Annotated in this window: 11 protein-coding genes; 3 read left to right on the top strand and 8 right to left on the bottom strand. The window is 63.1% G+C overall.

The features are described from left to right. Positions 1–184: 184 nt before the first annotated feature. Together XB14_RS17680 and XB14_RS17675 are read left to right on the top strand one after the other, a co-directional pair. Complete coding sequence (locus XB14_RS17680) at positions 185–820, top strand: DUF1326 domain-containing protein (protein WP_077962849.1); 636 nt, start codon at positions 185–187, stop codon at positions 818–820. A gap of 5 nt (positions 821–825) precedes the next feature. Next, a complete protein-coding gene (locus tag XB14_RS17675; protein ID WP_077962848.1) occupies positions 826–1701 on the top strand; it encodes a DUF2182 domain-containing protein in 876 nt (291 codons plus the stop codon). A 63-nt stretch (positions 1702–1764) separates the two neighbouring features. On the opposite strand, the gene dnaJ is transcribed toward XB14_RS17675, so the two are convergent. From dnaJ to XB14_RS33275, 5 genes are all read right to left on the bottom strand, one after another. After that, positions 1765–2901 (bottom strand): molecular chaperone DnaJ, encoded by a 1137-nt coding sequence (gene dnaJ, locus XB14_RS17670; protein WP_077962847.1) that lies wholly within the window; start codon positions 2899–2901, stop codon positions 1765–1767. A gap of 252 nt (positions 2902–3153) precedes the next feature. Next, on the bottom strand, positions 3154–5076 hold the full coding sequence (gene dnaK / locus XB14_RS17665) for a molecular chaperone DnaK (protein WP_077962846.1): 1923 nt from the start codon (positions 5074–5076) through the stop codon (positions 3154–3156). A 261-nt stretch (positions 5077–5337) separates the two neighbouring features. Then, the gene (locus tag XB14_RS17660) at positions 5338–7608 is read right to left on the bottom strand and encodes a transglycosylase domain-containing protein (protein ID WP_077962845.1); all 2271 of its coding nucleotides are present in this window, start codon (positions 7606–7608) and stop codon (positions 5338–5340) included. Between the two features lie 236 nt (positions 7609–7844). Beyond that, positions 7845–7976, bottom strand: a complete 132-nt coding sequence (locus tag XB14_RS33780; RefSeq protein ID WP_268802288.1) for a hypothetical protein — start codon at positions 7974–7976, stop codon at positions 7845–7847. Positions 7977–8048: 72 nt separating this feature from the next. Beyond that, positions 8049–8195: a hypothetical protein gene (locus XB14_RS33275; protein ID WP_179119604.1), complete on the bottom strand. Its 147-nt coding sequence runs from the start codon at positions 8193–8195 to the stop codon at positions 8049–8051. A gap of 559 nt (positions 8196–8754) precedes the next feature. On the opposite strand from XB14_RS33275, the gene XB14_RS17650 reads away from it, so the two are divergent. Next, positions 8755–9243, top strand: a complete 489-nt coding sequence (locus tag XB14_RS17650) for a hypothetical protein (protein ID WP_077962843.1) — start codon at positions 8755–8757, stop codon at positions 9241–9243. A gap of 45 nt (positions 9244–9288) precedes the next feature. Here XB14_RS17650 and XB14_RS17645 read toward each other — a convergent pair whose 3' ends face one another. The 3 genes from XB14_RS17645 to XB14_RS17635 form a co-directional block, all read right to left on the bottom strand. Further along, entirely contained in the window at positions 9289–10248 is a 960-nt protein-coding gene (locus XB14_RS17645) for a lysylphosphatidylglycerol synthase transmembrane domain-containing protein (RefSeq protein ID WP_077962842.1), read from the bottom strand. A gap of 479 nt (positions 10249–10727) precedes the next feature. Then, positions 10728–12122, bottom strand: coding sequence for a M20/M25/M40 family metallo-hydrolase (locus XB14_RS17640; RefSeq protein ID WP_143348421.1), 1395 nt, complete (start codon positions 12120–12122; stop codon positions 10728–10730). Between the two features lie 281 nt (positions 12123–12403). Next, entirely contained in the window at positions 12404–12847 is a 444-nt protein-coding gene (locus XB14_RS17635) for a MarR family winged helix-turn-helix transcriptional regulator (protein WP_077962841.1), read from the bottom strand. Between the last annotated feature and the right edge of the window lie 149 nt (positions 12848–12996).

The raw sequence follows: 12996 nt of genomic DNA, 5'->3' as shown, positions 1-12996 counted from the left end.
AAAGTCCGATCATCGAAGCGCCGTGGGTCCAGCCAACCCGCGGCGCTCTCGCGTTTCGGTCTCCCGGCCTTCGGCTGCCGTTGGCATCGGCGGTGGAGAAGTGTATATTTTTGAGCTCTAATGGAAAGCATCCGTTTGCGGGGAGACCGCGAGACGAACACCGATCAGATCCCGGGAGGAGACGATGACGAGTGTCAGATGGATGATGAAGGGGCGCGAGTTCATTCACTGCAATTGCGCCTATGGCTGCCCCTGCCAGTTCAATGCCCTGCCGACACAAGGCCATTGCAGCGCCGTCGGCGCCTTCGAGATCGAGGAAGGCTATCATGGCGACACGCGGCTCGACGGGCTTCGTGGAGGCCTGATCGCCGCCTGGCCGGGCGCGATCCACGAGGGGCGGGGACAGGTGGTGCCGATCGTCGATAGCCGCGCGTCCGACGAGCAGCGAGGCGCGTTGCTGCGCATCATGAGCGGCGAAGATACGGAGCCCGGCGCGACCTTCTTCCAGGTCTTTGCGACCACCTTCGAAACCATGCACGATCCGGTCTTCGCCGAGATCGATTTCGAGGTCGACATCGGCGCTCGAACGGCGCGGCTGAACGTGCCGGGCTGGATCGTCGCGCGCGGCGAGCCGATCCTCAATCCGGTGACCGGCGCCACCCATCAGGCGCGCATCAATCTCCCCCATGGCTTCGAATACGACCTCTGCGAAGTCGGACGCGGATGGGCCGATACGAAGGGGCCGCTGACCTTGGCGCTTGCGGATTCGCATGCCCATTTCGCCCGCATGCATCTGACCGAAAGCGGCGTGGTCCACTGACGTCGATGAAGGATACGGTGCTCGAAACCTTGCTCAGACGTGACCGCGTCGTCGTCGTGGCGGCGCTGGCCATCCTGACGGCGGTCAGCTGGCTCTATGTCCTGTGGCTGGCGTCGGCCATGGAGATGACCATTCCTGCGGCACCTTCCGACAGCATGGATATGGGCTCCGGCATGGACATGTCCATGGAGATGCCGATGACCATGGGGACTGAAGAGGGCTCGATGGCATCGATGGCGAGCGCGGTTGCCGCTCCCTGGAACGCTACGACCTTCGCCTATGCCTTCGTCATGTGGGCCGTGATGATGGTTGGCATGATGGTGCCGTCGGCAACGCCGATGATCCTCCTCTATGCCCGCGTCGGCCGCCAGGCGGCCCAACAGGGCAAACCCTTTGCCGCGACCGGCTTCTTCGCCGCCGGCTATCTGTCGGCGTGGATCCTGTTCGCGCTCGCAGCCGTTCTCGGGCAATGGTTGCTCGATCACGCCCTGTTGCTCACGCCGGCGTTTGCAAGCGCCAGTGTGGTGCTCAGCGGCACCGTGCTGGTCGCCGCCGGCCTGTTCCAGTTCACGCCGCTCAAGGACCGCTGTCTTAGCCAATGCCAGGCGCCGCTGCTCTTCATCCAGAAACACGGCGGCTTTCGCAAGGAAGCGGGCGGCGCCTTCGGCCTCGGCGTACGGCACGGCCTTTATTGCGTCGGCTGCTGCTGGGCGCTGATGGCGCTTCTGTTCGTTGGCGGGGTGATGAACGTGCTGTGGATCGCCGCCATCGCCATCTTCGTTCTGGCGGAAAAGGTCGTGCCCGGCGGAAAGATCCTCTCCCGTGTCGCCGGGGCGGGGCTCGTCTTGGCCGGGCTGTGGCAGCTCGCGGCCTCGATCTGAAGCAAAAGCGCCGCGCAACCGTTTCCGGCGCGCGGCGCTGCAGAACTCGTCAGGCTGGAAGCCTTAGTCGCTCAGCGTATCGAAGAAATCCTTCATCCGGGCGAAGAAGCCGGTCGATTCCGGATTGTTGTCCTTGGACGAGATCTGCTCGAATTCCTGCAGCAGTTCGCGCTGGCGCTTGGTCAGCTTCTGCGGCGTTTCGATCTGGATCTGGATGTAAAGGTCGCCGGATTGCGCCGAGCGCAGCACCGGCATGCCCTTGCCCTTGAGGCGGAACTGCTTGCCGGCCTGTGTGCCCTCGGGAACCGTGACGCGCGACTTGGTGCCGTCGAGCGTGGTCACGTCGAACTTGCCGCCAAGGGCAGCCGTCGTCATCGAGATCGGCACGCTGCAATAGAGATCGGCGCCGTCGCGCTGGTAGAACTCATGCGGCCTGACCGAGAGGAAGATGTAGAGGTCGCCCGATGGTCCGCCGCGAAGGCCGGCTTCGCCTTCGCCCGAAAGGCGGATGCGGGTGCCGTCCTCGATGCCGGCCGGAATGTTGACCGAGAGCGTGCGCTCTTCGGTAACCCGGCCCTGTCCGTGGCACTTGCCGCAGGGATCGGTGATCGTCTGTCCGCGGCCGCCGCAGGTGGGGCAGGTGCGTTCGATCGAGAAGAAGCCTTGAGCGGCGCGCACGCGGCCGGAACCATGACAGGTGCCGCAGGTCTTCGGGCTCGTACCCGGCTTGGCGCCGGAGCCGGTGCAGACGTCGCAGGTGATCGAGGTCGGAACGCGGATCTGTGCGGTCTTGCCGCTGAAGGCTTCCTCGAGCGAGATCTCCATGTTGTAGCGAAGATCCGCGCCGCGTTCGCGGCCGCCCGACGAGCGCCGCTGGCGTCCACCGCCCATCATCTCGCCGAAGATGTCCTCGAAGATGTCGGAGAAGCCGCCCGCGCCCGCCCCAGCGCCGCCGAAGCCGTTGCCCATGCCGCCCTGCTCGAAGGCAGCGTGACCGTAACGATCGTAGGCCGCCCGCTTCTGCGGGTCCTTGAGCATCTCGTAGGCTTCGTTGATTTCCTTGAAGGTCTTTTCCGCTGCTGCGTCGCCGGGATTCTTGTCCGGATGATACTTCATCGCGAGCTTGCGGAAGGCGCTCTTCAGCTCCTTTTCGTCGGCGTTCTTGGCAACACCAAGCGTTTCGTAGAGATCACGTTTCATTCGTAGAAGATTATCCTGTTGGCGTGCCAGCGCGATGGCTCGGCGGCTGCCCGTTTACCTTGCCACCGATTTAGTAAACCTTGAAGCGCGATACCATAGCCCGAACGACGGTAGATACGGTTTTTTGTCGGAAAAGGTACGTTTGCGGCAGGTCATGGTGCCGATTACCGATATTGCCGGTCACGCCGGGAGAGCCCGGCAACAAAAAAGCCCGGGCGAACCCGGGCTTCTTCGTCTGTTTCCAGGGGCGACTTAGGCCGAGCGCTTGCGGTCGTCCTCGTCGTTGACTTCTTCGTAGTCGGCATCGACGACATCGCCGTCGCGCGCAGCGTCAGCGGCGGCATCCGCATGCGCGGCCTCCGTCTGCTGGGCTTCATAGATCGCCTGGCCGAGCTTCATGGAAACTTCCATGAGCGTGTTGGTCTTGGCCTTGATGTCTTCGGCGTCCGGCTCGGACGCTTCGACGGCGGTCTTCAGCGCGGCAATCGCGTCGGAGATCGCCTTGCGGTCCGTTTCCGAAACCTTGTCGCCGTAATCCTTCAGCGACTTCTCGCTGGAGTGGATCAGGCTTTCGGCCTGGTTCTTGGCTTCGACACCTTCGCGGCGCTTCTTGTCGACTTCCGCGTTGGCCTCGGCGTCCTTGACCATCTTCTCGATGTCTGCGTCGGAGAGACCACCGGATGCCTGGATGCGGATCTGGTGTTCCTTGCCGGTGCCCTTGTCCTTGGCCGAAACCTGCACGATGCCGTTGGCGTCGATGTCGAAGGTCACTTCGATCTGCGGCATGCCGCGCGGTGCCGGCGGAATGCCGACGAGGTCGAACTGGCCGAGCAGCTTGTTGTCGGCGGCCATTTCGCGTTCGCCCTGGGAAACGCGGATCGTCACGGCCGACTGGTTGTCGTCGGCGGTCGAGAAGGTCTGCGACTTCTTGGTCGGGATCGTCGTGTTGCGTTCGATCAGGCGGGTGAAGACGCCGCCGAGCGTTTCGATGCCGAGCGACAGCGGGGTAACGTCGAGCAGGAGAACGTCCTTGACGTCGCCCTGCAGAACGCCGGCCTGGATGGCGGCGCCCATGGCGACCACTTCATCCGGGTTCACGCCCTTGTGCGGCTCCTTGCCGAACAGCTGCTTCACGGTTTCCTGAACCTTCGGCATGCGGCTCATGCCGCCGACGAGAACGACTTCGTCGATCTCGGCAGCCGAGACGCCGGCATCCTTGAGGGCTGCCTTGCACGGGGCAACGGTGCGCTGGATCAGGTCGTCGACAAGGCTTTCGAACTTGGCGCGCGACAGTTTCATCGTCAGGTGCTTCGGACCGGAAGCGTCAGCCGTGATGAACGGCAGGTTGATTTCGGTCTGCTGCGACGAGGACAGCTCGATCTTGGCCTTTTCGGCGGCTTCCTTGAGGCGCTGAAGAGCGAGCTTGTCGTTCTTCAGGTCGATGCCCTGTTCCTTCTTGAATTCGCCGGCGAGGTATTCGACGAGACGCATGTCGAAGTCTTCACCGCCGAGGAAGGTGTCGCCGTTGGTCGACTTCACTTCGAAGACGCCGTCGCCGATTTCCAGAACCGAGATATCGAAGGTACCACCACCCAAGTCGTAAACGGCAATCGTCTTGCCGTCCTTCTTGTCGAGGCCGTAGGCGAGCGCTGCCGCGGTCGGCTCGTTGATGATGCGCAGCACTTCGAGGCCAGCGATCTTGCCGGCATCCTTGGTTGCCTGGCGCTGGGCGTCGTTGAAGTAGGCCGGAACGGTGATGACGGCCTTTTCGACCTTTTCACCGAGGTAGGATTCGGCCGTTTCCTTCATCTTCTGAAGGATCATGGCGGAGATCTGCGACGGGGAATAATCCTTGCCGTGCGCTTCGACCCAGGCGTCGCCATTGTCGGCCTTGGTGATTTTGTAAGGAACCATGTCCTTGTCTTTTTGCGTGGTCGGGTCCTGGAAGGTCCGGCCGATCAGGCGCTTGATCGCAAAAAGCGTGTTTTCCGGATTGGTGACTGCCTGGCGCTTGGCCGGCTGGCCGACGAGACGTTCGCCGTCTTCGCTGAATGCCACCATCGAGGGGGTCGTGCGCGCACCCTCGGCATTTTCGATCACCTTCGCGTCTTTTCCGTCCATGACGGCGACGCAGGAGTTGGTCGTTCCCAGGTCAATACCAATTACTTTAGCCATGTCGTTCTCTCCTTGCAGCGGACTGTCGGAACCCGGTCAGGCATTCGTGAGACAGCCCCTAACGGGATGGTCTTTGGATTTCTTCGCAGCTGAGACTGCGCCGATGCGGCGTATATAAGGACCGGCGTTTCGGACTGCAAGGCATTCTGCGGGGCGTTTGGGGGCAAAAGCAAGCCCGGGATTTGTCTAGCCCGAAATGGGCCGTCGGCCGCAGCCTGCCTACAGGCCGGATCCCCTGTCAAATCAAGGTTCGCGGGCGGCTCAGCCGCCGGTCAGAATATCGAAAAGCGTGGTGCGGCGCGTGGCTCCGGTCGTCTGGCCGACATCGGCCGGCGGCACCATGCCGCCGTTACCCTGGTCGACGCTCTGGCCACCCCATGGATCGCCGCCCTGGTCCACCGGACGCTGTCCGACGGCAACGCCGCCATCGACGCCGACAGGCGCCTCCGGGAAGGCTTCCGGATCGCCGGACATCAGGTCGCCGGAAGGCGGCGCGGTGCCGTCATCGAAGACCGGCTGCACGCCGGCCGTCCCGAACAGCGGCGAGGGCGAGAGGCCCTCGTGGGCCGCCATCATGAAATCGTGCCAGGCCCTGGCCGGCAGGCCGCCGCCGGTCACCTTCTTCATCGACTTGCCGTCGTCGTTGCCGAACCAGACGCCGGTCGTGAGGTTCGAGGTGTAGCCGACGAACAGTGCGTCGCGGAAGGATTGCGTCGTGCCGGTCTTGCCGGCCGCTTCCCAGCCCTTCATCTGTGCTTTCTTGCCGGTGCCCTTGGTCAGCACCCGCACCAGCATCTGGTTCATTTCGCTGACGATCGCCGGGTCCAGTACGCGCGGCGGGTTGTCGTAGGTGTTCTCGTAGAGCACTGTGCCATCCGCCTTGGAAATGCGGCGGATGACGTGCGGCGTCGCCTTGAAGCCGCCGTTCATGAACGGGGCATAGGCCGAGGTGAGCTCGACCAGGCTCACTTCCGACGTGCCGAGCGCGATCGAGGCATTGGCCTGCATCTCGGAATCGATGCCGAGGCGATGGGCGACCTTGACGACGTTCGACGGACCCACCTCCATGACGAGCTGCGCGGCGATCGTGTTCAGCGAGTTGGCGAGCGCGTCGGCGATCGTCACTTCGCCGCGATACTTCTGGTCGTAATTTTCAGGCGTCCAGTTGCCGATCCGGACCGGCCCGTCATTGCGGATCGACATCGGCGTGCGGCCGATCTCCATGGCCGCGGCATAGACGAAAGGCTTGAAGGCCGAGCCCGGCTGGCGCTTGGCCTTGGAGGCGCGGTCGAACTGGCTCTCGGCGTAGTCCTTGCCGCCGACGAGCGCCCGGATGGCGCCGGTGCCGTCGATCGAAACGAGGGCTGCCTGCGAGGCGTCGAGCTTCTTGCCCTCGGCGTCCAGCGTGGCGGAGATCACTTCCTCGGCCTTTTTTTCGAGGTTGAGATCGATCGTCGTGTCGATGACGAGGTCTTCCTTGATCTCGCCGATCATGCCGGGAAGCTGGTCCATCACCATGTCGGCGACATAGTGCTCGGCACCCGACCAATAGCTCTTGGCCTTGGTCGGGGTCTGCGACATTGCCGTCTTGATCTCGCTGTCGGTGACGTAGCCTTCCTCGCGCATGGCGCCGAGCACGACCTGTGCGCGCTCTTCCGCCGCCTTCGGGTCGCGCGCCGGCGACAGGCGGGAAGGGGCTTTCAACAGGCCGGCGAGAAGGGCTGCTTCGCCGAGGTTCACGTCGCGCGCCGACTTGTTGAAGTAGCGCCGCGAGGCCGCCTCGACGCCATAGGCGTTGGAGCCGAAGAACACCCGGTTGAGATACATCGCCAGGATCTGGTCCTTGGAATATTTCTGCTCGAGCCAGAAGGCGAGCAGCACTTCCTGCACCTTGCGCTCCAGCGTGCGCTCGGGCGACAGGAACAGGTTCTTGGCCAGCTGCTGCGTCAGCGTCGAGCCGCCCTGCACCATGCGGCCGGTGGTGACGTTCGTCAGCATCGCGCGGGCGAGGCCCAGCGGATCGACGCCGAAATGCGAATAGAAGCGCCGGTCCTCGATCGCGATCACCGCCTGAGGAATATGGGGCGACATGTTTTCGAGCGACAGCGCTTCGCCGCCGGTGGTGCCGCGGTTGGCGATGATGTCGCCGCTGACGGCGAGGATCTTGACGTTCGGCGGACGCTCGGGGATCGACCAGCTTTCGGCGCTCGGCATGCGCGCGCCGTAGTAGAGCACCAGGCCGCCGACGCCCATGGCGCCCCAGATGCCGAGCACGATGCACCAGTAGAACAGCGTGCGAACGAGACCGACAAGGCCACCGCCACCGGAGCCGCGACGGCCGCCGCCGCGCTTGCTAGCTGCCTTCTTCTTGCCGCTGTTCCTGTTGCCTTGGCCGGAAGATTTGCCGCGGGGCGCCTTGCGGCTGGTGGTCACGCGGTCGCTGGCCTCGACGCGAAAATCGTCGTCATCATCGTCCTCGTGTCCGCCGAACGATGGCTCGATCCGCTGTCCTGACCTGCCGCTTGCTGCCATGCCGTTTGATCTATCCCTCACCGCGCAGCGGTGGCCCTTGGCGCTATTGTTGCGGCCAATCGATTTCGACGGCGGTAACGGCGTCCCACGCCCATCCGCCACGGCGACCGGGTGAACTTTAAATGCGGCAATTTAAGGGGGAGTTAAGAAAGTCGCTGTGAAAAAGCCTGATGGTTCAAAACCTTGACCGGGAGCTCGTTCGCGCCCTCGCATCCCCGCCCGTGCGCGCCGGTCCCCTACTGGATCGAGTTTCGAAGTGGCGTATCTTCGATCGAAGCCGTGGGGCTCACCGGATCGGGGTCGGTGAAATCGTAGAGCCACTGGCTGAAGGGCAGCCGCAGCAGCCGCCGCTTGCCCAGATGGTTCACGGCCACCTCCTCGCAGTCGGCGGCCGGGTAGGCCTGCCGGCCGCACATGGCGAGCGGACTGTCGATCAGGCGTTAGCCGTGCCCCTGATAGACGAGCGCTGTCATCGCTCGGAGCTTGAAGGAGCCGGGCGGCAGCACCACGAGACGGAGGCTGGCGAACCAGGTCGCAAGGATCAGGACGCCGATGAGGACGGTCGGAATCTGGAGCAGCAATTTCATTGAATGCCTACAATTAATAAGTGAAAATCTATTCGTGAACTCCACATAGTGGTATATCAAAAAAGATGAACAAAAGGGAAAAAGCCATCAGTGGTTGTGTCTCTCGAGTTACCGCGGCGCGGCCTTTCCACGGCCGGCTTCGGACCTCGAGGCAGGCAGGCTGCCCCAGCCTTTCATCACGATTTTGTGCAATGCAAAAATGATGCCTTGAAATTGTTGCGATGCATAATTATTATATGACTTATCGAAGCGCTGCACCTCCTCCCGCGGCGCCCGATGCGGATCGGCGGCACTCCTCCTCCCAGCCTCCGATCAAGTTCGAGAGCCCCGTGTACCTCCTCCCACACGGGGCTCTTTTCATTTTTGCGCCTGCGCCCGTGGCTTTGTGGTCGATCGGTGCCATCGCTCCCACCGCCTCCCAATTGTCCTGACGTCAAAGGGATCGCCGGCGCCGCGCCGGAGGGTCGCTGGCCTATGCCGTTATCAATCCAGTCACGAATCCTGCTATGGCTTCGCCTCATTGTTGTGTTCGGCTGCCGCACGACACAGGAGGACTGCCATGAAGCTTCGATCCACCGTCTTCGCCCTCGGCGCCTTTGCAGCCTTGAATGGCGAGGCTCTGGCGCAAGATAGCGTTGCCTATGTCGACGACCGGTCCGATGGGGCGGCGCTCGTCCGCTCGCTCTACAACGCCGTCAACCGCAAGGAATATGCCCGCGCCTACGGCTACTTCGGCGATAAAAAACCTGTCGGCAGCTTCAAGTCCTTCACAGGCGGCTATGAGCGCACGGTGTCGGTCGAGGTCATGGTCGGCAAGGTGAAGACGGAGGCCGGGGCCGGCAGCATCTATTCCGCCGTTCCGGTTGCGGTGAAATCGATCGAGAAGCGGGGGCGGGTGCGGTTCTTTGCCGGCTGCTACGTCACCCGGATCATCAATCCGTCGCTGCAGGTGCCGCCGTTCACGCCCTACCAGATCGAGGCGGCGCGCCTGCATGAGGTCAAGGGGCCGCTTGAACAGGCGGTGCCTGCCGTCTGCAACGCGCCCTGAGGCGGCGCGCGTTCCGCCTGGAGCAAGCCGCGCAAAGGACTCGCTCTAGGGAAGGTCGGTTCCCTTCGGCGGGGGGCGCTCCGCTACGAAGCGCGCCCGTTCGAACACCAGGATCACCACCAGCGCCAGGATGAAGGGAATGACCAGGTAGAGCAGCCGGAAGATCGCGAGTGCCGCAAGCACGGCGGCCGGATCCATTTCCGGCAGGGCGGCGATGAAGATCAGTTCGAGCACGCCGAGCCCGCCGGGCGCATGCGACAGAAGCGCCGCCGAAAAGGACGCGAGGAAGATTCCGAGGATGACGATATAGCCCGGATTTCCCGCTTCCGGCAGGGCGAAATAGATGATCCCGGCGGCACCGATCAGTTCCACCGGCGCGATCACCAGCTGCCGGAAGACGATCTTCGGTTTCGGGTAGTGCAGCTGGAACCAGCGCGTGCGGAAGGACGGCAGCCCGACGAGGCTGCCGATGACGTAGAGCCCGATGACAACAAGAATGAGCACGCCCGTGGTCAGCGACATTTCCACCGGCAGGAATTCCGCAAAACGTTCGATGATGTCGGGCCGCACCAGGAGGACGACGGCGGAAAGCACCAGCGTGCCGAGCGTGAAGGTAAAGGAGCAGAAGGCGACGAGCACGCCGACTTCGCCCGGGGAAAGCCCCTTGGAACGGTAGGCGCGGTAACGCACGACCGCACCGGAGAACACCGAGGCGCCGAGGTTATGGGACAACGCGTAGGTCGTGAACGAGCAAAGCGTGATGAACCAGAGCGAGATGCGGTGGCCGAGATGGTCGAGCGCCAGCCGGTCGTAGGCGGCCAGCGCCGCATAGGCGAGCAGCGTCGAGCCGATCGCAAGCAGCCAGCTCTTCAGCGAAATCGCATTGAAGCTTGCGAGAAACTCGTCGAACGACAGGCCGCGCAGCTCATGATAGAGCGCGTTGACCGAGAAGAGGATCGCGAGAAGGCCGATAACGGGCCAGAAATAGGTCTGCAGCCGCTTCATGCCGGCGCCGAGGTCGGTGCGAGGGCGTTCAAGGGCTGCTTGAAGGACACTTCCATTGCAGCGGCCGGAGGGATTCTCCGAGCGGAGACGTTCTCTATTCTGAGCCGCTTTGTCATAGCATCACGCCCGCAGCGCGACGCTTCGGTCCTTACCCTTGCCAACGATCCGATTTCCCTTTGTGATTTGTTTCACAAAAAGGAAGCACCTGAGACCCCGCAGGTCAAGGATTGACGGCCTAACGACAACGGAGAAACCGCCGGGAAACAGTGAAGGGGAAACGGTAAAACGCCGACGCTTCGCCAACGGGGCAGCGAGGCACGCGCATCGACGGATCTCTTGCCCGTGACGGCTGCAGCATCGGCAGGCCCGCAACCAAATCGAAGAAGCCGCGGCGGAGGTTCCGCCACGGCTTCCGGGATCAAATCAAGTTGGGCGGGAGGCGTGCGAAGAATACGCAGGTTTCTCCCGTCCCGCTCCGATCATCGAGCGGCGAGCGCGTCCAGGATGCGGATCCAGGAGCGAATGCCCTTATGGTAGGACTGCAGCTCGTACTTCTCGTTCGGCGAATGGATGCGGTCGTCGGAAAGGCCGAAGCCGACGAGCAGCGATTCCATGCCGAGCATCTTCTGGAAGTCGCCGACGATCGGGATCGAGCCGCCCATGCCGATGATGACGGCTGGTTTCGGCCACTCGTCTGAAAGGGCGACCTTCGCCGTATTGAGCAGCGGAGACTCGTACGGCAGGTGAATGGCCGGTGAGCCGCCATGCGCGTGGAACTCGACCGAGCAATCGGCCGGAACCTTGGAACGCACATAGGCGCGGAAGGCCTCGCGGATCTTTTCCGGGTTCTGGTTGCCGACGAGGCGGAAGGAAACCTTCGCCGAAGCCTCGGCCGCGATCACCGTCTTGAAGCCTTCGCCGGTATAGCCGCCGGTGATTCCGTTGACTTCCGCGGTCGGGCGCGCCCAGGTCAGTTCCAGCACCGAGCGGTTCTTTTCGCCCGAGGGGATCGACAGGCCGATTTCGCCGAGGAACTTCTCGGCCGTCTGGCCGAGCGTTTCCCAGGCTGCCTTGATCTGGGCCGGGGTCTCCTCGACGCCCTCGTAGAAGCCCGGCAGCGTCACGCGGCTGTTTTCGTCGTGAAGGCCGGCGAGAATGGTGGTGAGGATGCGGATCGGATTGGCGGCAGCGCCACCGAAATAGCCGGAATGCAGGTCGCGGTCGGCAGCCCTGACGATCACCTCTTCGCCGACGAGGCCGCGCAGGCCCGCGGAGATCGCCGGCGTATCGCGGTCCCACATGCTGGTGTCGCAGACCAGCGCATAGTCGGCCTTGAGCTCGGCGGCATTGGCTTTCAGGAACGGCTTCAGCGACGGCGAGCCGGATTCCTCTTCGCCTTCAAACAGAATGGTGACGCGGCAGGGCAGGCCGCCGTGCACGTCCTTGTAGGCCCGCACCGCCTCGACGAAGGTCAGGAGCTGGCCCTTGTCGTCGGCCGTGCCGCGGCCGGTGATCACCTTGCGGCCCGGTTCGATTTCCTTGATGCCGGGCTCGAACGGGTCCGTGTCCCAGAGGTTGAGCGGGTCGACCGGCTGGACGTCGTAGTGGCCGTAGAACAGCACATGCGGCGCATCGGGCTTGGCGCCGTCATGATGGGCGACGACCATCGGATGGCCGGGCGTGTCGCGCACGGAGGCGGTAAAGCCGAGGCTGTCGAGTTCGGCCACCAGCCATTCGGCCGCCTTGCGGCATTCCGCCTTGAAAGCCGGGTCGGTCGAGATCGACTTGATCCGAACGAGGTCGAAAAGCCGGTCCAGGCTCTTTGGCAGATTGGCGTCTGCGCGTTCGAGAACGGGGGTGATGTCAGCCATCATGCGTATCCTTGCTTCAGGTTTCGCCGGAACCTACTGCATGTGCCGCCAAAGCGAAATCGATTTGAGCGGAATGCCCAGAGGTTTCAGGAGACGGTGAACGGGGAGCCTGGCGCTTCGGTAAAAGTCGGCATCTACAGCGCCGCGCGTCAGATGCGCAATGGTCGCTGTAGCACTTTGCAGTAGGCGCCCGGAACGGCGCGTCTGCCCCTGCTTTAGAGCGGGCCAGCGTCCGGATTAAGCCAAATTTTTTGATGGGACGATCAGAAGGGCGATTGTCTGGGTCAGGCGCGGCTGTCGCCGCGTGCCACGCTGGCGAGCGCCATGCGCATGTATTCGAGCATCAGCTCGCGCTCGAAATTCCTGAGGCCGGCAAGCAGCGATTGGTCGGCCGCAAGGGCTGCCTCCTTGGCGGCTGCCTCCATCTCCTTCGCCTTTTCGGTGAGGTAGATCTGCTGCGAGCGCTTGTCCTGCGGATGCTTGCGCCGGACAATGAGCCCGTCGCGCTCCATGCGTGAGAGCGTATTGGCCATCGTCGCCTGTTCAATATCGAGCCGATCGAGCAATTGCTTCTGCGTCAGGCCTTCCTCGGCCCAGAGTTCGAGCAGAATGGGAAACTGACCGGGTGCGAAACCAAGCTTCTGGCCGCGCTCATGAAGCGCGCGCGAAAAGCTCTTCGCCAGCAGGCTGGCCAGGTAGGTCGCAGATTCCATACGATTGAAGGCCATAGCTATCGGTACGCCCGAACCGCCATGAAGACAAGTTACAATGCAGGCGATGGACCTGGAGACTGTCGGGATTCACCTGGATTTGAGCGGAGTTGATCGGGCGTCGTTGGTCCGGTGTCATGGAAACAAAAAACCGTCACGGCGCGGAG

Origin of the sequence: Ensifer adhaerens, assembly GCF_002007205.1 — a bacterium.
Taxonomy (GTDB): domain Bacteria; phylum Pseudomonadota; class Alphaproteobacteria; order Rhizobiales; family Rhizobiaceae; genus Ensifer; species Ensifer adhaerens_D.
This window is presented reverse-complemented; position numbering and strand designations above follow the sequence as displayed.